The organism is Marinobacter gelidimuriae, assembly GCF_000372805.1.
Taxonomy (GTDB): Bacteria; Pseudomonadota; Gammaproteobacteria; order Pseudomonadales; family Oleiphilaceae; genus Marinobacter; species Marinobacter gelidimuriae.
In genome coordinates this window covers 60,603-80,529 of record NZ_KB889875.1, presented here as the reverse complement: position 1 = coordinate 80,529, position 19,927 = coordinate 60,603, and the positions used below count along the sequence as shown (strand labels likewise).

Annotated in this window: 16 protein-coding genes and 1 pseudogene; 8 read left to right on the top strand and 9 right to left on the bottom strand. The window is 51.8% G+C overall.

Going from position 1 to position 19,927, the window contains the following annotated elements; all coding sequences use genetic code 11:
* Positions 1 to 63: 63 nt before the first annotated feature.
* Together A3OI_RS0106625 and A3OI_RS0106620 are read left to right on the top strand one after the other, a co-directional pair.
* A complete protein-coding gene (locus A3OI_RS0106625) occupies positions 64 to 1,557 on the top strand; it encodes a leucyl aminopeptidase (protein ID WP_018403520.1) in 1,494 nt (497 codons plus the stop codon).
* On the top strand, positions 1,544 to 2,092 hold the full coding sequence (locus tag A3OI_RS0106620) for a DNA polymerase III subunit chi (RefSeq protein ID WP_026224041.1): 549 nt from the start codon (positions 1,544 to 1,546) through the stop codon (positions 2,090 to 2,092). Before A3OI_RS0106625 ends, A3OI_RS0106620 begins: the two co-directional genes overlap by 14 nt.
* Positions 2,093 to 2,105: 13 nt before the next feature.
* Here A3OI_RS0106620 and A3OI_RS19515 read toward each other — a convergent pair.
* Positions 2,106 to 3,035: pseudogene (locus A3OI_RS19515) on the bottom strand (ADP-ribosylglycohydrolase family protein).
* Positions 3,036 to 3,148: 113 nt separating this feature from the next.
* Here A3OI_RS19515 and A3OI_RS0106610 point away from each other — a divergent pair.
* The 3 genes from A3OI_RS0106610 (at position 3,149) to A3OI_RS23110 (ending at position 5,764) form a co-directional block, all read left to right on the top strand.
* On the top strand, positions 3,149 to 4,054 hold the full coding sequence (locus A3OI_RS0106610; RefSeq protein ID WP_018403516.1) for an ADP-ribosylglycohydrolase family protein: 906 nt from the start codon (positions 3,149 to 3,151) through the stop codon (positions 4,052 to 4,054).
* 22 nt (positions 4,055 to 4,076) lie between these two features.
* Positions 4,077 to 5,051: a helix-turn-helix transcriptional regulator gene (locus A3OI_RS0106605; protein ID WP_018403515.1), complete on the top strand. Its 975-nt coding sequence runs from the start codon at positions 4,077 to 4,079 to the stop codon at positions 5,049 to 5,051.
* A gap of 146 nt (positions 5,052 to 5,197) precedes the next feature.
* On the top strand, positions 5,198 to 5,764 hold the full coding sequence (locus A3OI_RS23110) for a hypothetical protein (RefSeq protein ID WP_018403514.1): 567 nt from the start codon (positions 5,198 to 5,200) through the stop codon (positions 5,762 to 5,764).
* 57 nt (positions 5,765 to 5,821) lie between these two features.
* On the opposite strand, the gene A3OI_RS0106595 is transcribed toward A3OI_RS23110, so the two are convergent.
* The 8 genes from A3OI_RS0106595 to A3OI_RS0106560 form a co-directional block, all read right to left on the bottom strand.
* Positions 5,822 to 8,935 (bottom strand): type I restriction endonuclease subunit R, encoded by a 3,114-nt coding sequence (locus tag A3OI_RS0106595; protein WP_018403513.1) that lies wholly within the window; start codon positions 8,933 to 8,935, stop codon positions 5,822 to 5,824.
* Complete coding sequence (locus A3OI_RS0106590; RefSeq protein WP_218185819.1) at positions 8,932 to 9,930, bottom strand: virulence RhuM family protein; 999 nt, start codon at positions 9,928 to 9,930, stop codon at positions 8,932 to 8,934. The genes A3OI_RS0106595 and A3OI_RS0106590 overlap by 4 nt, the downstream gene beginning before the upstream one ends.
* A gap of 54 nt (positions 9,931 to 9,984) precedes the next feature.
* Positions 9,985 to 11,151 carry a restriction endonuclease subunit S gene (locus tag A3OI_RS0106585; protein WP_018403511.1) on the bottom strand — a complete coding sequence of 389 codons (1,167 nt, stop codon included), beginning with the start codon at positions 11,149 to 11,151 and terminating at the stop codon, positions 9,985 to 9,987.
* Positions 11,148 to 12,704 (bottom strand): type I restriction-modification system subunit M, encoded by a 1,557-nt coding sequence (locus tag A3OI_RS0106580; protein WP_018403510.1) that lies wholly within the window; start codon positions 12,702 to 12,704, stop codon positions 11,148 to 11,150. The genes A3OI_RS0106585 and A3OI_RS0106580 overlap by 4 nt, the downstream gene beginning before the upstream one ends.
* Positions 12,705 to 12,793: 89 nt before the next feature.
* A complete protein-coding gene (locus A3OI_RS0106575; protein WP_018403509.1) occupies positions 12,794 to 13,723 on the bottom strand; it encodes a metallophosphoesterase in 930 nt (309 codons plus the stop codon).
* Positions 13,724 to 13,823: 100 nt separating this feature from the next.
* Positions 13,824 to 14,462, bottom strand: coding sequence for a hypothetical protein (locus A3OI_RS0106570; RefSeq protein ID WP_018403508.1), 639 nt, complete (start codon positions 14,460 to 14,462; stop codon positions 13,824 to 13,826).
* On the bottom strand, positions 14,459 to 14,725 hold the full coding sequence (locus A3OI_RS0106565) for a hypothetical protein (protein WP_018403507.1): 267 nt from the start codon (positions 14,723 to 14,725) through the stop codon (positions 14,459 to 14,461). The genes A3OI_RS0106570 and A3OI_RS0106565 overlap by 4 nt, the downstream gene beginning before the upstream one ends.
* The gene (locus tag A3OI_RS0106560) at positions 14,722 to 14,943 is read right to left on the bottom strand and encodes a hypothetical protein (protein WP_018403506.1); all 222 of its coding nucleotides are present in this window, start codon (positions 14,941 to 14,943) and stop codon (positions 14,722 to 14,724) included. Before A3OI_RS0106560 ends, A3OI_RS0106565 begins: the two co-directional genes overlap by 4 nt.
* 252 nt (positions 14,944 to 15,195) lie before the next feature.
* Here A3OI_RS0106560 and A3OI_RS0106555 point away from each other — a divergent pair, with 252 nt between their 5' ends.
* Genes A3OI_RS0106555 through A3OI_RS0106545 form a run of 3 tightly spaced genes read left to right on the top strand, consistent with a single transcriptional unit; the run spans position 15,196 to position 19,758 of the window.
* Positions 15,196 to 18,066 carry a valine--tRNA ligase gene (locus A3OI_RS0106555; RefSeq protein ID WP_018403505.1) on the top strand — a complete coding sequence of 957 codons (2,871 nt, stop codon included), beginning with the start codon at positions 15,196 to 15,198 and terminating at the stop codon, positions 18,064 to 18,066.
* A gap of 2 nt (positions 18,067 to 18,068) precedes the next feature.
* Positions 18,069 to 19,133 carry a ketopantoate reductase family protein gene (locus A3OI_RS19510; protein ID WP_228702913.1) on the top strand — a complete coding sequence of 355 codons (1,065 nt, stop codon included), beginning with the start codon at positions 18,069 to 18,071 and terminating at the stop codon, positions 19,131 to 19,133.
* Between the two features lie 46 nt (positions 19,134 to 19,179).
* Entirely contained in the window at positions 19,180 to 19,758 is a 579-nt protein-coding gene (locus A3OI_RS0106545; RefSeq protein WP_018403503.1) for a cob(I)yrinic acid a,c-diamide adenosyltransferase, read from the top strand.
* The last annotated feature ends 169 nt before the right edge of the window (positions 19,759 to 19,927 follow it).

Here is a 19,927-nt window from a genome sequence, read left to right as displayed (position 1 = left end):
ATCGCATTGCCCCAATGCTAGTAATATCCAATCCGTATAACAGAATCATTAACAGGAGTTGCCATGAATTTTACCTTAAGCAGCAAAGCGCTGGACACCATCAGCGCTGACTGTCTTGTACTGGCGTTACCGCAGAAAGGCGAATGGCCTGCCAGCACCAGCGCCGCAGACAAAGCTCTGGATGGCCTGATTGGCAAACTGCAAAGCGCCGGCGACATCAGTGGCAAAAACGCATCGGTACAGACTGTTCCGCTGACCGACAGCCATTGGCAGCGCCTGTGCATTGTCGGCACCGGCGATGACGAAAGCCGCACACCGGCCAACTATCGCAAGGCTTTAATTGCTGCGGTAACCGTTCTGAAAGACGGCCCATCAAAACATGCCATTGTGGCCCTGGCTGACACCCAGCTAACCGGCGACAGCGCAACTACTTCTGAAGAAGCTCGCCTGAGCCTGATCGGCCGCAGCCTGGAAGAGCACCTGTACACGTTTAACCAGTATAAGAGCGAGCAGCCTGCTGCGCGCACGCTGAATAAAGTCACCGTAACCGCCTCCGCCGGCGGCAAGTCCGAAAAAGACGCCTTTAATCTGGGCCTGGCCACCGGCCGCGGTATGAATTTTACCCGCGACCTGGGCAACACGCCGCCCAACATCTGCCACCCAGTCTGGCTGGCCGAACAGGCTATAAAACTGGCCAAAGACCACGATTGCATCAAGACCGAAATTCTTGATGAAGAGCAGATGGCCGACCTGGGCATGAACACCATTCTGGCCGTGGGCAAAGGCAGCAGCCAGCCATCGCGCTTTATTATCATGGAATACCGCGGCGGCAACGCCAAAGACAAACCCCATGTATTAGTGGGTAAAGGCATTACCTTCGACAGCGGTGGCATTAGCATCAAGCCGGGTGAAGGCATGGACGAAATGAAATACGACATGGGCGGCTCGGCTGCGGTGTTCGGTGCCATGCAAGTCGTCGCTGAAACCAAGCCGAAACTCAACGTGGTGGCCGTCATCGCAGCCGCTGAAAACATGCCCGACGGCAGCGCCAGCCGCCCCGGCGACATTGTCACCACTATGTCTGGCCAGACCGTTGAAATCCTCAACACCGACGCCGAAGGCCGTCTGGTACTGTGCGACGCCCTAACCTACGTGAAGCGATTTGACCCGGCGGCGGTTATTGACCTGGCCACCCTCACCGGCGCCTGCATCGTCGCCCTGGGCCACCACGCCACAGGCTTACTGGCCAACAACGATGACCTGGCCAACGAACTGCTGGCCGCCGGCGACCGCGCCAACGACAAAGCCTGGCGCCTGCCGCTTTGGGAAGAGTACCAGAGCTTGCTCGACAGCAACTTTGCGGATATGGCAAACATCGGCGGACGTGCCGCTGGAACCATCACCGCGGCCTGCTTCCTGGCCCGCTACGCCAAAGATTACCGTTGGGCCCACCTGGACATCGCCGGTACTGCGTGGCATTCCGGCAAAGCCAAAGGCTCTTCAGGCCGCCCGGTGCCCATGCTGGTCGAATACCTGATGTCCCATGCAGGCAAATAAGCCGCCTGCTATGCACACGACGGAAACCGGCAGCGCTGCTGCCGGTGCCTCCGTACCCTCTAACGCACCCCAGGCCAAACAGGAGGAAAAAAACCAGCGCTATTGGTTCCATATCCTGCGCCAGGACACCCCCGCCGCACGCAATCTACACGCCGCCAAGCTGGTCAACAAGGCCTGGCAGCAAGGGGACCGCGTGGGCATTGTGTGCGACACCCCAGAACACGCTCAGGAAATGGACGACCTGCTGTGGAACTTCAGCCCGGATGCCTTCATTCCCCACAGTGTAATGTCCGAAGCCAACACGCCCTGCAAAGACCCCGTCGGCATCCTGCTGCATCCGCCAGCCGCCGAAGACTGGGATACCGTGATTATCCTCTGCACTGAATTACCAGCTCACGCCGATCAGTTCAAGCGGCTGGCACTGATTGCTCAAAATGATTCGGTGGTTTTGGATCAGGCCCGCGCGCACTTTAAACAGTTGAGGGCTTTGGGGATTGAGGCGCGGGTGCATGATCAGCGGCAGCAGTCGGTTTGATAACCAGGCGGGTCTAAACCGCATGTTCTTCGCCCGATATGCAACTTACCAGCCGCCCCAATCCATTGGCCATGTCCTCAATTTGGCTCCGCCATACCAAGCTGTTTAGCCACCGCGAGGGTATGCCGGATTTGCCCCATGCCGCACCCGCGATCTGTCCCGTAACTGCCCCCACCGTGTCGGCATCGTCTCCCAGATTCACCGCTGTAATGAGTGCGGCTTCGAAATCCTCCGAGTGGTAACAGGACCAGAGCGCAGCCTCCAAGGTGTCGATCACGTAGCCACTTGATGAGACCTGCTCACGCCCAAGCGTGCGAAAAAACCCACGCTTGATTCGGCCAATTTTCATACCTCGCTCGAACGTGTCAGGCAGATCTTCAAGCACCGCTTTCAACGCCTTACCCTCGCGCAGCTCCCAGAGAATGGCACCCAGTAACTCCGCCGCATCCAGGCAGTCTGCACTGGCATGTGTTGTGCGGCTGCTATCAATCACATGTTCCAAAGCCTTAGCGCGGTCCATACTCGCAAAAATGGCTGGCGCCAGGCGCATAATCCCACCGTTACCGCTTTCGAACGGGTTATCCGTACCGGCGTAACTCACACCAGTTTGCTCAAAACGCTTTAAGGCGTTGCGAGTGGTACCGCCAATATCAATGCAGCAGTCGTGGCACGACAAATACCCTTCGTTCATCCAACGAAGATAGCGTTCAAGCTGGTCTTTCGAGTCAAACCCCTAGCACTGAACTATGCTCTGTGCCAGGCACAAAGCCATAGAGGTATCATCCGTCCACTCGCCAGGCTTTACATTGAATGCGCCACCCCCGGTCATTTCCGTATGCAGCGGGAAGGTATCCCGGCGTCGAAACTCAACGGTGGCTCCCAGCGCGTCGCCACAAGCCAAACCCAGCAGTATACTTTTCGCAAATTCGGTGTTGTTTTTCATTTGCCGTCTCCTTGATGATGGAAACAGCCTATACACTCTATGCGTCACATTTTGTCGCAACCGGCTATAATAATGAACTCCACAGTGACATCACCCAAACAACCGGAAAAACCATGACCCTGAATGATCGCGCACTCGGTGGACTTTTAGCACTGGCTTGTGGAGATGCTCTGGCCAACGGCGTTGAATTCAGTCCCCGTGGAAGCACTGAAATCACAGATATGCACAGCACCCGCCGTTACCTTCCGGTCGGCCAGTGGTCCGACGATACGGGACTGGCGTTGTGCCTGGGAGAAAGCCTGGCTAAGACAAACGGCTTTGATCCCGCCGATCAAATGCGCCGTTACGAGGGGTTTTACGATCGCAAAGAAGGTTGGCCGTGTGAGCTGGCACTGGCTCCAGGCAACACCCTCGGTGCAGCACTGAAGAAATTCAAAGACACCGGTGAGGCCTTCTCGGGTTCCACTCACCCCCTGGCCGCAGGGAACGGCGGTCTGATGCGCCTTCTTCCTGTTGTGCTCGCCGCCCACCCGGACACGGCACTTTTACGCCTTTGGGCGCGGGAGGCCACACGCACCACGCATGGTGCCCAAGAGTGTCTGGAAGCCAGTGAATTGCTCGCCCTTATCCTTCACCACTTGCTACTTGGCGAGGACAAATCCGACGCGCTATCGGCAGCGGCTGACCAAGCTTGGCAAAGCAAAAAAATCCTGGCATTAGCCCGGGGCGAATACCTCAATAAGCCAGAGACGCTGATCAAGGCCAAAAGTTATGTGGTCGACACCCTGGAAGCCGCCCTTTGGTGCTTCGCATCAACCAGTTCGCTGGAATCCGCATTGCTCACCGCCGCCAACCTTGGTGATGATTGCGATACCGTCGCCGCCGTAACCGGCCAACTCGCTGGGTGCCATTATGGCATCGCCGGAATTCCCGAAGGCTGGCTAAACGTGTTGGTGGGCAAACGTCACATGGAAACATTGGCCAAGCGGTTAATCGGCATGACGCCTCAAAGCGAATAACGACAGGGAATGCACCGTACCCATGGCGACTCAGCTTCAACGGCAAATTGAAATACTTAAAATTCTCCCTCGCCCGGGCCAGGCGAAGTCCACCAAAGAAATCCACAAAATCCTCGGGGAGCGCGGCTATGCCACCAGCAAACGCAGCGTGGAGCGGGATCTGGCCAGCCTTCTCGATACGTTCCCGCAAGCCATTTATTGTGAAGACAACCAGGGCGATAACGGGCGAGCAAGTTACTGGCATTTAACAAGCCTTAAAGGCCTGTTACCGGAAACGCTGATCAACAACAGCGACGCGGCTTTAGCCCTTACCCTATTAAAACAGCAGGCCTACAACCGATTACCCCGCGGCGTTTACAACCGCCTGGATTCCCTGTGGGAACAAGCAACCGCAACAGCCGCCCAAAACCGCGACACTCAACAATGGATGCAGCTGATCCAGTACCTGCCTGACCTCATGCGCCCGGAGTCGCCGCCCATTAATGCAGAGGTACAAAGCATTATCGAAGACGCACTTAGAGACACCGATGCTCTGGACCTGACAGTCACAACGCTGAATGGCGAGACAACCTACAGCAAACTTCAGCCATTGCGCCTGCTGCTACAGGAAGAGGTTCTGTATCTACTCGCCGAAAATCCCGACGCCAACACCATCGACGACAGCATTCAACTGATCCCGCTACACCGCATTACCCAAGCAAGCGCCAGCCTGAGCTTTAACGACAGTTCACTGGAGCCGGACCTTGCGCAGCAGTTCGCGCTAGGTATGGAGGGCTCGTTTCGGTTAGTAATTCGCGCAAATCAGCCCCTGGCCGAGGCCCTGTTCAACCGCCCCATTGGCCGGGAGCAGAGCCTGGAACGGAGCAGCGACAGCCCGAGCCATTACATCGTCACCACCTATATAGAAGACAGCCCGCAGCTACGCCGATGGTTGTCGCGACGAATAGAAACAGAGCTTAAAATTCTGGAGCCGGCGGAATTTCTGAAGCAAAGCTGACCAAGCACGGATTGTAGAACACGCTCTTCAGTGCATTTACCGTTCAAACCTAGAATTACGATGTTTGCGACACTAAATGTCGCAAACATCCGCTATTATCGTTTTGTCCTTTAAAAGCTGTCAATGAATTCTGCCAAGGAAAACTTATGAACCGCTTTAAAAAAGAAGAAGCCCGCGCGTATCAAAAAACACGCGAGGGTTTGAGCGAAGCTGACATCAAACGGGTAAACGAAGAAGAGGCTCGTAACCAGCAAGTTTCACAGCTTGCACGTACCCTGCATTTTGAATTGTTTCCGGAAGAATCCGATAACCAGCTTGATTCAATTTCCGACGCTGCCGACCGCCGGCGAGGCATTAACCCAATGAACCCTGAATACGCAGCTAAGGTGAATGCGCGTCGTGAAGAACTCAGGGTAACCCCACTCGGGAAAAACGGCATGCCAACCGCCGATGACAGCTGGGATGTTGCGTTTCGTGAAGCTCGGAAGCGGGTAGCAGGATCAGAGTCAATCCGAAACTACAGGGCTTATGCATACAGGCCGCGTCGCCCCATCGATGTAACCAAAGCCAACCGTCCTATTCTTATTCTGAATGAACCGCAAAAAATGGAGGATAAAGCCACGCTCGAGACTTTACCTGAATTTGATCCACTCTTTATAATCCGCTACACCTTGCTCACTGGAAAAATAGGAGTGCAGCGAGCAATTTATTAATGTGCAGCAATTGGTTACGCACACTCCTACTATCCATTGATTCGCCTACAGGCACGCCTAAATCTGCCCACCCACGCCTTTAAATTTCTCAACGAACGCAGCGAATTTTTGAAAAACGCTCTGCTTCTTGGTTTTGTACTGTGGATTCAGCGGGCTCATTTTAGGCAATGTTGAGTTTAACTCTGTGCCGTTCTCGCTGGCATATTCTCGTTTCAGAGAGGCGGTGATATAGCGCTTAGCCGCGTCTTCATTCAAGCCCTCTGAACGAATCAGCTCTTCTGCCTCACGGCTCTGCTCTGCCTGTGCAAATTTAAAGAACTCGTCAATAATAGTGGCCTTATCGCCAATATCGTCGAGGTCGGTCTGGTTGATAAAGTCGACAATCAGGATTTCTTTCGCTCGATTATCCAGGCTCGCACGAATCAACCGGCGCACTTCTTCGATTAATTCACTCTTGGTTTTTTTCTTTTTGTTTTGCTCGAAAATTAGCTCGAGTATATAATCAAGGTTAATTTCTTGCGACTTAAGCAAGTCCACTTCAAATACCACATCGTCCCAATCAAGGTTAGATTGAGCCTGGTTTTCAGCTGATTTTTCGCGGCGCAACCAATCCCGAATGTCATTATAGGTTGAACGATAATCCTGAACCTTTCGTTCAGCTGGCATTCTGATAGTTTGTAACGTCGCTAAATCTTCATCACCTAAGTAGTGCTCAGCCTTGAAGACTTCAGCTGCCTCTTGGTCGCTTACATCAACGTTTTGCAAGGCCTTCAGGCTGGCAAACTCGTCGTAGTTTTGCAGGATATTCTCTGCGCGCAAGTACTCGCCAAATACTTTAGCAAAGTCTTTCTTGTCTTTTTCTAAAACAATCTTATCCGGGTCAGGAAAGCGTTGTTCCAATTCCGAGACCACATCCATAAAACCACGCCGCGCTTCACCCGTGACAACATCGGTAAAGCCATCCATGTATTCTCTGTAACTTTTTTCAAGCACCACATCTTTGGTGTTTTTAACACCGAACAGGGTAATGGAGTCAATCGTCGCTTTTTCCAAATCCCGAAAAGTCACGATATTGCCGAAGGTCTTGGTGGCATCATAAATACGGTTGGTGCGCGAATAGGCCTGCATTAAACCGTGATAACGCAGGTTTTTATCCACAAAAAGGGTGTTCAGCATGGGGGCATTAAAGCCGGTTAAAAACATGCCGACCACAATCAGCAGGTCAACTTCCTTAGATTTAACGCGCTTGGCCAAGTCACGGTAATAGTTTTGAAATCCGTTGCTATCTACACCGAAGTTGGTTTTAAAAAGGACATTGTAGTCGGAAATCGCGGCGCTTAAAAACTCCTTGGCGCTGCTGTTCATGGCCGACACGTCAAAACTTTCGTCCGGAATGTCGCCCACAGCATTTTGCTCTTCATTGGCGGCAAACGAGAAGATGGTGGCAATTTTCAGTGGCTTATTCTTTTCTTGATATAAAGGATCGGCCTGCAATTGGCTCAGCGTTTCATAATACAGCTTGGCAGCATCAACACTGCTGACGGCAAACATGGCATTAAAGCCGTTGCTACCCGCTTGTTTGCGATGGGTTTTTTGACGATAATTATTTAGAATATACCGCGAAATTTCCCGAATACGGTCTGGGTGCAATAAGGCGTGCTTGTTTTCCGCCGCCGTCAGCTTTTTCTCGTCTTGCTCAGCTTCAAACACTTTAAACTGCGGGCGCACATCATTGTAATCGACCTTAAACTTCAACACCTTTTCATCACGAATAGCATCAGTAATCACGTAAGAGTGCATCTCACGGCCAAACACGCTGGCGGTGGTTTCAGCACCCAGGGCATTTTGTGGAAAGATCGGCGTACCCGTGAAGCCAAACTGATAATAGCGCTTAAACTTTCGCTGCAAATTTTTCTGCGCTTCACCAAACTGGCTGCGGTGGCATTCATCAAAAATAAATACCACTTGCTTGTGGTAAATGGCTAGATCGCCTTCTCCCTTTATCAGATTGTTGAGCTTTTGGATGGTGGTGACAATGATTTTATTGTCGTCTTTATCCAGATTGCGCTTTAGCCCCGCGGTGCTGTCAGAACCGTTGACACTATCGGGTGAAAAGCGCTGGTATTCTTTCATGGTTTGGTAATCGAGGTCTTTTCGATCGACCACAAAAAACACCTTGTCGATAAACTCCAACTCGGTGGCCAGACGCGCCGCTTTAAAACTGGTTAAGGTTTTACCAGAGCCGGTGGTATGCCAAATAAAACCACCGCTTTCTGTGTTGCTCCAGTTTTTTGACTGATAAGCACTTTTAATTTTCCACAAAATTCGCTCAGTAGCAGCGATCTGGTACGGGCGCATCACCAGCAAAGTATTGCTCACATCAAACACCGAAAAATGCAGCAGCACATTAAGCAGGGTATTCTTCTGGAAGAAGGTAGTGGTAAAGTCCTTTAAGTCTTTGATCAGCCCGTTATCGGCCTTCGCCCAGTTCATGGTGAAATCGAAACTGTTAATATTGCGCTTCACGGTATTAGCAAAATAGCGGGTGTCGGTACCGTTGGAAATCACAAATAACTGCAAATATTTATACAAAGAGTTATCTGTGTTGAAGCTCTCCTTGCTGTAGCGGTGTACTTGATTAAACGCCTCGCGAATCGCCACACCGCGTTTTTTTAGTTCAACTTGCACCAGCGGCAAGCCATTCACCAAAATAGTGACATCGTAACGGTTCGCGTAGCTTCCGGTTTGTTCAAACTGCTTAATGACTTGCACCTTGTTACGGGCAATATTGTTTTTATCGAGCAGGTAAATATTTTGAATACGGCCATCGTCAAACACAAAATCATGGATATAATCATCATGAATTTTGCGGGCCTTATCGGTAATGCCGTCGCTGGGTCGATCCAAATAAGTTTCTACAAAGCGTAACCACTCACCCTCTGCAAACTGCACATTATTCAAAGTTTGCAACTGCACACGCACGTTAGCCAGCATCTTCTCAGGCGTGCTCAAACCAGGGACAAATTCATAACCCTGGTTTTGCAAGTCTTGAACAAGCTCACGCTCTAAAGCATCTTCGCTTTGGTAGCTGTCAGCCATTGGCCATGCCTTGGTGTATTTATCGAGAACAATAAAGTGCTTCGATTCGGCTATGGGGGTGTAGGTAGTCATTTCTCTGCGTCCTTTTTTTGCCGTAGCTTTTGCACTGTTCGGTCAAAATCTGATTCGATTTTTTGTTGCTTGTTAAATTGCTCGTATTCCAGGGAAGCCTTTTGCTCAGCAACTTTGCGCGATACGCGACCATAACCTTCCAATACTTGATATTCATTGAAGGCTAAAAACTTATTAACGCTCTCGGCAAAGGCTTCCATGGTAAAGGTGTTGCGGCGCTCAATAATGCCTTCGATGTAATCAAAAAACGACGATACCGTGCGCTCCAATTTTCTAATATCGCTTTCACTCAAATAGTTTTTCGCAACAACAGTGTCTGATTTTAATACGCGGCCTGCCGGGGCGTTTTTATAGCTGGTCATACCCATAAACGGCGTAGTGGCATCAGCATTCAGCGAGATTATTTCCGCCGCCGTGTGGCCGGTAATAGCAAAATGAAACTTGTCTTGCACGTGGGCGTAAAACAATCGAGTGGTTTCTGATTTTGAGTCGTAATCAATGCTGCACTCGGCAAAAATGTCGGTAATCTGTTGATAGACGCGACGCTCGCTGGCGCGGATTGAGCGTACCCGCTCCAGCAACTCTTTAAAGTAGTCTTTACCAAAAAATGAGCCATTTTTTAAGCGCTCATCATCCATGGCAAAGCCCTTGATGATGTATTCTTTAATCAGTTGAGTTGCCCATATCCGGAACTGAGTGGCTTGAGCAGAATTCACCCGATAGCCAACAGAAATAACCGCGTCAAGGTTGTAGTATTTGACCTTATTGGTTTGGGTTTTGCCCGCGATAGCGCCGTGCTCTGTGGTATGTTCCAAAATGGAACATACCACTTGCTGATCTAATTCTTCGCTCTCAAATAGTTTCTTTAAGTGCTTGGTGATAGCAGGGCGCTGTACGCCAAACAGCTCGGCCATGCGCTCCTGCGTTAGCCAAATAGTCTCATTACTCAGCAGCACTTCCACCTTTATTTCGCCGCTGGGTGCGGTGTATAGCAAAAACTCCGTGGTTTGGTCTTGCAGGCTTAGGTGCTTGGTCATAGGGTTCCTTCCTTATGTATTAACAGCGGTTCCGGCTTCAGGCTTGGGAAAGCTCAACAGCAGATCGCGATAGTATTCATATTGTTTTTGGCGCAGTTGAATTTCGCGGGGCAAGCCCTCGCTGATGGAGTTAGTCAGCGCGTCGAATTTGTCCAAGATGGCGACGATGCGGTCTTGTTCGGCGAGGTCTGGGATGGGAAAACCTATATCCGTTACCATTGGTTTGGTAAGTTGAGGAATACCATTTTGAGGCACATTATAATCATCTTCGATACTTTTCATAAAGTAATACGCATACTTTATATTTAATTCAACTTTCTGTGTTAGTACAAGTAAACGAACTATAGGGAAGAATGGTTTATCTCGAAAGCTAGTCCATCCTATAGTGCCTCTTGCAGATATCGTGAGACTCGGCTTTTCAATTTTAGCTTTGTTAGTCCACCCGTATAAAGATCTATCACCTATGCCATTAGATAGGATAGGGACATTAAACTCTTCAGTTTCTATATCTGACAATGCAGCTTTAGGTGCATCACCACCAGCTAAAATATAAAATACCTCCCCCAAAGTCTTCCGTTCCACTTCGCCTTCTTCAAAATTCAACAACTGGTCGCGGTAGTAGCGGTATTGTTTTTTGCGGGCGGTCAGCTCGGTGGTCAGCTCGGTGGTCAGCTCGGTGAAAGTGTCCAAAATGCGGACTATTTCGGCTTGGATTTCCAGTGATTTTTCTGGGTTTTCAGGGCATGGGATAGGGATTAGCAGTTCCTTTAGGTTGCCAGCATTTAAAGCCGGAATGCCATCAAATGTACATAATGCTCGTATTTCTGACTGCATTTCGAGCAATAGATGATACAGATATCTGATGCTAATTTTTTGATTGCGATTGATCGTTATTGAATAATTCAAGTTTCCGCGGAAGTATTTACCTTCTTGCCACGTGATTGACCCGACTCCTGCTCCTCGTGTTGTTACACCAATCGGGTCACTATCAGTATTCCACTCGTTGATAAAACCAAGCGGTTCGCGCCCACTGTTAATTACTGGATACTCACCAGGGTTGTCTGAAATCATTTGCTTATTTACTGATTGGCCTGTTTTGATTCTCGTAACAGCCCCCAACGCCTTCCACTCAACCTCAATCCCATCCAGCAGTTTTTCCATATAACTCATACTGCTCATTCCTCAACCTCATCGCCTTCTACCTCGGCAACGATGGCATCAATATCCGCACGCAGCTGATTGATTTTGGCGAGGGTAGTTTTTAACTCGGCATTGAGTTGGGTAATATCCACTACTTCACGATTGTCTTTGGTTTCAACATAACTGCTCACCGACAGATTGTAGTCGTTGGCGGCGACTTCTTCAAAAGGCACTGATCTAGCGAAGTGTTCAGTATTCGCTTTGCTATCGAACACCTGCATAATCTGTTTGATGTGGTCATCGGTAAGGGTGTTGGTGTTGGTTTCTTTTTTAAACAGGCCGCTGGCATCGATAAACTGAGTAGTTGTATCGGTTTTGTGTTTGGACAGCACCAGTATGGTCACCGCAATGGTGGTGCCAAAAAACAGGTTGGGTGCGAGGGAAATCACCGTTTCGACATAGTTGTTATCAATTAAGTATTGGCGGATTTTCTTCTCTGCACCGCCTCGGTAAAAAATGCCGGGAAAGCAAACAATGGCAGCGCGGCCTTTGCTGGAAAGGTAGCTGAGTGCGTGTAGCACAAAGGCAAAGTCGGCCTTGGATTTGGGCGCAAGCACACCCGCTGGGGCAAAGCGGTCGTCGTTGATCAGCGTAGGGTCGTCTGAGCCTATCCACTTTACCGAGTAAGGCGGGTTAGAGACGATGGCATCAAAGGGTTTGTCATCGGCAAAGTGCGGGCTGGTCAGGGTATTGCCCAGCTGCATGTTAAACTTGTCGTAGTTGATGTTATGCAAAAACATGTTCATACGGGCAAGGTTGTAGGTGGTGTGGTTGATCTCCTGCCCCCAAAAGCCGTCTTTAATAATATGGGCATCGAAGTGCTTTTTGGCTTGCAGCAGCAAGGAACCCGAACCGCACGCGGGGTCATAAATTTTATTGACGCTGGTTTGCTTGTGCATGGCGAGCTGGGCAATCAACCTAGACACATGCTGTGGGGTGAAAAACTCGCCGCCAGATTTACCGGCATTGGCGGCATAGTTGGAGATCAGGAATTCGTAAGCATCGCCAAACAAGTCGATGTGACTGCCTTCAAAGTCACCAAAATCAAGCCCGGCTACGCCCTTGAGTACAGCAGCCAAACGGGAGTTTTTGTCTTTTACCGTATTACCGAGGCGGTTGCTGGTGGTGTCAAAGTCGGCAAACAGGCCTTTGATGTCCGGCTCAGAGGGGTAGCCATTGGCAGAACTTTCAATGGCGGCAAAAATGGCAGCAAGGTCGGTGTTTAGGCTCTCGTTGTTATTCGCACCCTTGGCGATGTTGGCAAACAGCTCACTTGGGTAAATAAAATAGCCCTTAGTTTTAATCGCGTCGTCTTTGATGTCGTTGGTGATGACGCTATCAGGCAGCTCTGCGTAGTGGATACTGTCGTCACCGGCTTCAATGTAACTGGCGAAGTTTTCACTGATAAAGCGGTAAAACAGGGTGCCGAGTACGTACTGCTTAAAATCCCAGCCATCCACTGAGCCTCTTACATTATTGGCAATTTGCCAGATTTGGCGTTGCAGGGCGGCGCGTTGGTGGGTACTCGTCATTTTACTTTCCTGTTGAATACGTTTTAAGTCGCTATCGGCTCGAAATCCACTTGGAATTATACGAGATGCTCCCCGGAAATTGCTCAGCGCTAATAACGATTGACCCAAACAAATCTGTTCGGCTCAATTTTAGAATCGTTATTAAAACGATACGCACACAGCTTCCCGTCACTGTTTCCCGCCACGCTGTAATCCAAACAGGCAATGTGATCAGTCAACGGACCAGGCTCACCTTTCAGCCAGTAGTGACCAACAAATACCGGCTTGACGCCGTCATAACCGGGAAGAATGTGTGCCTCAATCGGGGTATGGGGAATCTTTTCAATTTCTGAACCCGGCACCATGGCAAGATCGCGGTAGGTCAGTTTTTCTGTTCGCCACCATTGAGCGCGTACATTTGTACGTTCATTTTTCTCTTTATCGAGAAAGTAGTGCCCCGGTGGCAAGGTGATTTCGAGGCCTTTAAGCAGGGTTTCAATCGTGTCGTAGGCTTCGCTGCCTTTGCGGCTGCTGGCTTCCCACGCTTCGGGCAAAAGTCGGTTCTTGCAATCCGTTAACGAGCCAACGGTTTTCAGGTACTTTGGGTGCCAGCAGGCGTGCACCACTCGCAATTCGGGCAGGTCGAGATATACCGGCAGAGTTTTAAACCATCTAATCATACTTTTGTGCAGGTCACTGCCCTCACCTACTTGGTCCAGAAACGCTTGATGCTGATCCTGGTTCTTGTCGTCATGGGAGCGTAGAAACTCACCAGGATATTTCGGGTCTGGAGTGGCCCAGGCAACGGCGTTAAACTCATGATTGCCCATCACTGCCAACGCTTTTTTGTTTTTGACCATATTGTGGGCGATGTTCACGGTTTCTACCTGCTCTGGCCCACGATCCACAAAATCACCCAGAAAGATCACCCTGCGCTCAGGGTGCTGCCATACGCCATCAATTTCTTGGTAATCCATTTTCGCGAGCAACGCCTTCAGCTCTGTGGCGTAGCCGTGAATATCGCCGATGAGATCATACATAGTCATTCCTCCATGAAGTGTCATTTTGTTAGTTAGCTCTGCCAGTTCTCCGACCAGATTGGTAATAGCGAAGATCTGACAGCTCAGGCTTACTTTTCATTTATAAAAGGGCTTTGTTCATGGCATCAATTATTGGACTGGCCGCCTGATTACTCACTGCCCCCTCGTTTTTGGCAATAATTTCGCCGTCTGGTGCCAGCCAATAACTGCGATTGGGCGCATAAAAAAACCAGTACCGCTTGATCGTTCCCCAGATCAGCAACTCACCTTCCGTTTCTTGCATATGTTCCTGTACCAACTCTTGCGCTTGAACAAGTTGCTGCTCCGGGGTGAGCCTTAAAAGCCATCTAGGGAACCCTAGATAACGCCTGCTTTCAAGAGCCGCCAACACAAACACACGCTGGTTTTCACGTTTAAAATCGGTATCTACCCACAGATAAGGCTTGAATGAAGCTCGGTCATCGTCGGTCTGGTGTTTAATACGAGCGATATTGGCGTCGCATTCAGCCAAAGGCAACTCTAGCGCCCGGCACAGCTCGTGAACGAATTCATGGCTCTGGTATCTCAGATCATAGCCGCCAACGTCCAGCCCTAAGGTTGGGCTGCTCAACACCTTTTGCAGGCGTTCGAGATTAGTCGCTGACGGTTTGTGATATCCCATTTTTTTGAGAATGGCTTCGCGAGACCATTCCGATTCGTTAACCTTCAAAACTAAGTCTGCTCTAAAGTTGTCGATCATGGGGAGTCCGCCTGCTGTAGCCTCTCAATTGTCGGTTCAACGATCGACTCGCTTTTTGGCAGCTCTTCGCCGTCGTAAAACCATTCGTTGATGGCTTCGGCCAGTGCGTCGTTCAGGGCTGCCCCGGCCTCAAGACTCTCTGCTACGTCTGCGGCTATAAGGTCATATTCGTCGAAACAGTCATTTTCCTTGCAGCAGGTGTTCATTGGGTCGCTTTCAAACAAGGCTTTGGAGATTTGCTCGGTGGTAAGCGGCATATTCATTTGGCGCTCCTTTGTTGTCGCAGCTGATAATAACTCGCAGCATTTTTGTCTTTTAAAGTTTTGCGCGTGCCGTTTTTAGTTAATTCAGCGTAGCGTGCTTCGGCTTGTTCTCGGGGCATTTCTTCGCTGTCGAAGCTGTCGGATGGAGTCATGTGATCGATGTATGCCACTATCCAGAGAACTTCAGGCAAGGCTTCATCTTTCCTACGTTTGCTCATATGGGCCTCCTTTACTGAATCCATCTTAAAACGGATATGCGACACATAGTGTCGCATCGGTCTATCAGCTGGGGAATAGAGTGTAAAAGCCGGGAGGAAACGGGTGAACTGTGTAAAAAAATGAAATGGCCAGGAAACGCCTCAAAGCTAAGCTGAAACCCCCACTCCATGGCCCGACCACGGGCGACCATGTATAATCATCCCACTAAAATCTCCTCTCGAATTCACCAATACGGTCACCAGCAAAAACCCATGGAAAAAACCTACCAGCCAGAAAACATCGAGCGCCAGTGGTACGACAACTGGGAATCTAAAGGCTACTTCCGGCCCCATTCGGAAACGTTAGAGGGAAGCGAGGGCGAGTCTTACAGCATCGTTATTCCGCCACCGAATGTGACCGGCAGCCTGCACATGGGGCATGCCTTCCAGCACACCATTATGGACACCCTCACCCGCTACAAGCGCATGCAAGGCCACAACGCCCTGTGGCAGGTAGGCAGTGACCACGCAGGCATAGCCACCCAGATGGTCGTTGAGCGCAAACTGGCTGCGGAAGAAGGCAAAACCCGCCACGATCTGGGCCGTGAAGAGTTCATTAAGCGTATCTGGGAATGGAAGGAAGAGTCTGGCGGCACCATTACCGACCAGATGCGCAGACTGGGTAACTCGGTGGATTGGGACACCGAGCGCTTCACGATGGACGACGGCTTCTACAAGGCCGTGCAGGAAGTGTTTGTCCGCCTGTACGAAGACGGCCTGGTATATCGTGGCAAGCGCCTGGTGAACTGGGATCCGAAGCTGCACACCGCGATTTCCGATCTGGAAGTAGAGAACAAGGAAGAGAAAGGTTACTTCTGGCATCTGCGCTATCCGCTGGCTGACGGTGCCACTACGCAGGATGGTAAAGATTACCTGGTTGTTGCCACCACCCGCCCGGAAACCATGCTGGGCGACACTGCCGTAGCCGTTCATCCGGACGACGAGCGCTATCAGCACCTGATTGGCAAATTTGTCATGCTGCCGCTGGTGAATCGCCGTATTCCGGTAATTGCCGACCACCACGCCGACCCGGAAAAGGGCTCTGGCTGCGTGAAGATTACCCCGGCTCACGATTTTAACGACTACGCCGTGGGCAAACGCAATAATCTGCCAATGATGAACGTGCTGACGCAGGACGCCTGCGTCCGTCCGCAAGCCGAAATATTCAACAGCGACGGCACTGAAAATACCGATCTGGACGCTTCCCTTCCCGCCGCCTACGCCGGCCTAACCCGGGAAGACGCGCGCAAGCAGATTGTGGCTGATATGGACGCCGCAGGTCTGGTTCAGCTGGTGGAAGACCATGTATTGAGCGTGCCCCGTGGGGACCGTTCCGGCCTGATCATCGAGCCGATGCTGACGGATCAATGGTTTGCCGATGCCAAAACTCTGGCCAAGCCGGCCATTGAAGCGGTTGAAGAAGGCCGCATCCAGTTTGTGCCCAAGCAATACGAGAACATGTACTTCTCCTGGATGCGCGACATTCAAGATTGGTGTATTTCCCGCCAACTGTGGTGGGGCCACCGGATTCCGGCCTGGTACGACGCCGAGGGCAACATCTACGTGGGCCGCAGTGAAGACGATGTGCGCCAGAAGCACGGTCTGGCAGCCGATTTTTCGCTAAAACAGGACGATGACGTTCTGGACACCTGGTTCAGCTCTGCCCTTTGGACATTTGGCACTCTGGGCTGGCCGGAGATCACCGAGCGGCTGAAGACCTTTCATCCGACAGACGTTCTGGTGACAGGCTTTGACATCATTTTCTTCTGGGTTGCGCGGATGATCATGATGACCACACACTTCATGAAAAATGAAGACGGCACACCCCAGGTTCCGTTCAAAACCGTTTACGTTACCGGTCTGATCCGCGACGAAAACGGCGAAAAAATGTCCAAATCCAAGGGCAACGTGATTGATCCGCTGGATATGATTGACGGCATCGATCTGGCGCCCTTGCTGGAAAAACGCACCGGCAACCTGATGCAGCCGAAGCTGGCGAAGAAAATTGCCAAGCAGACCGAGAAGGAATTCCCTGAAGGTATCTCGGCCCACGGCACCGACGCCCTGCGTTTCACCCTGGCGGCCATGGCCACCACCGGCCGTGACATCAACTGGGACATGAAGCGTCTGGAAGGCTACCGCAACTTCTGCAACAAGCTGTGGAACGCCGCCCGTTACGTACTGATGAACACCGAGGGTGAAGACTGCGGCGTGAACGGCGAGCCGGTAGAACTGTCGCTGGCCGACCGCTGGATTATCAGCGCTTTGCAGCAGTGCGAGCAGGATGTGGCCCGCCATTTGGACCAGTACCGCTTTGATCTGGCCTCACAGGCGCTGTACGAGTTTATCTGGAACGAATACTGCGACTGGTATCTGGAGCTGTCCAAGCCTTCACTGAGTGACGACAGCGCCAGTGCTGAAGCCAAGCGTGGCACCCGCCGTACACTGGTGCGCGTGCTGGAAACCGTTTTGCGCCTGGCGCACCCGATCATGCCGTTCATCACCGAGGAAATCTGGCAGCGCATTGCACCGCTGGCCGGCAAATCCGGTGACAGCATTATGCTGCAGCCATTCCCGCAGGCTGATAGCAACCGCCAAGACGATCAGGCGGTTGCGGATATTGAATGGCTAAAGGGCGTGATTGTGGCGGTGCGCAATATTCGCGGCGAGATGAATATTTCTCCAGCGAAGAAGATTCCGCTGCTGTTCCGTGGTGACAGCGCGGAAGGCCAGCGCCGGATGAATGAGAACCGCCAGTTTTTAAGCTCGTTGGCGAAGCTGGAAAGTCTGGCGTGGTTTGAGGGCGACAAGGCACCCATGAGCGCCACGCAACTGGTAGGCGATATGGAAGTGCTGGTGCCTATGGCCGGCCTGATTGACAAGAATGCAGAGCTTAAGCGACTGGATAAAGAGCTGGAGCGTCTGGGTAAGGAAATTGGCCGGCTGGAAGGCAAGCTGGGCAATGAGAAGTTTACCGCCAAGGCACCGGCGGAGGTTGTTGCCAAGGAGCAGGAGAAGTTGACCGAGTTTAAGAGCAATCTGGCGCGTTTGCAGCAGCAGCGTGCTGACATTGAGGTCATGTAGACGTGACTGTGGACGTTAAGCGTTTCGGGGATGGCGGGCAGATCGCCATTCTTGGTGCGGGTTCAATGGGGCGGCTATGGGCCGCCCTTTTGCCGTCTTTTCGTTGTGGGTTTTTGCCGCGGTTGGATCGTGGGCGTCAGATTATCGAATCTGCTAATACTGTGCCTGAAAACGAACTCGATCATCGGGGGAGCATCAGCCGTCCGGAGGGCGCCCCCGAAACACGCTGTGAATACGTCCTTGTACGCTCTGCTTCGCCATCCATGGCTACGCAAGGTTTCGGGGGCGCCCTCCGGACGGCTTCGCCAGGCTCTGGGAGCGAACATACCCGTGTCTGTTTACCCTGGATTGAGTCCGCTGACGATGTCGGCTTACTGCTTGTTACCACCAAAGCCGGGGATACGCTTTCAGCTATGGAGGGCTGGCTGCCGCATATTGCCGAAGACACGCCGGTTGTTCTTTTCCAGAACGGTTTGGGCCGTCAGCAGGCAGTGGCCGAGCGCTGGCCGGATCGGCCAATTTTGGCGGCCAGCACCACCGAGGGTGCGAACCGGCCAGAACCGGATGTGTTGGTGCATGCCGGAGTCGGAGATACCTGGGTGGGCCCGCTTACAGACTCTGCATATGCCTGTACGGAATTCGTGGTTCAGCAGTTAACACAATCCGGGTTACGGGTGCATGCCGAAAACAATATTATGCCGCGGCTGTGGCAAAAGCTGGTGGTCAACGCCGGCATTAATGCGTTTACCGCACTGCTGGACTGCCCGAATGGCGCCATAGTGGATGCGCCGCTGTATCGGCAGACGATTGACGGGCTATGCTCCGAAATCGCTGCTTTACTGCAGACCGATACCGGTGAGCGTGCTACCCCGCAAGCGCTGCGGGAGCGGATTGAGGCGATCGCCAAAAACACGGCCAGTAACACCTCGTCGATGCGTGCGGATGTAAACGCAGGGCGTAAAACCGAGATCGATTTTATTAATGGTTACCTTGTGCAGTGCGGGCAGCGCCACGGGATTGCCACACCGGTAAACCAAATGCTGGTTCAGCGAGTACAAGCTCTTTAGCCTTTCAACCAATCAGGCTGGCATTTAAATCAACTAGGAGAATTCCATGGGCAACCGCCTGTCAAAAATCTACACCCGCACCGGAGACGATGGTTCTACCGGTCTGGCCGATGGTAACCGCATTGCCAAGAGCGCCCAGCGCGTTGAGGCGATGGGTACGGCGGATGAACTGAACTGTCACATGGGCCTGCTGGTTGAGATGCTAGACAGCGATGATGCGCTGTTTGAACCCATGCGCCGCATTCAGCATCACCTGTTTGACCTGGGTGGTGAATTTGCGATTCCAGGTAGCGTTGTGATCAGCGAGCAGCACATCAGCTGGCTGGAAGGCTTGTTGGATGAGTGGAACGAATCATTGCCACCGTTGAAGAACTTTATTTTGCCCGGTGGCAGCCCGGCCGCAGCTCAGTGCCACATGGCCCGCGCCGTGTGCCGCCGTGCCGAACGTGTTGTAGTGGCGCTCAGCCATGAAGACTCTATCAACCCGCTGGCGCGGCAGTACCTGAATCGCTTGTCTGACCTGCTGTTTGTAGCCTCTCGGGTGCTGGCACGGCGCGAGGGCGCGGAGGAAATTCTGTGGGAGCAGAAGAAAGCCAGCCGCGATGAACTGCCCCCTCAAAAATAGCATCGTAGAAGCAGCAACGCGTTTACAAGATTTTGTGCTCGCGCAGCTGCTCCAATACAGCGGCCACTTGCCCGCCCTGCTCTGGCAAATCCGCCAGGATTAGAGTCAGATCGCTGTGGCCGGTGTCGGTATCGGTCAGCACCAGCAGGCCGTTGGCTTTAAGTGCCAG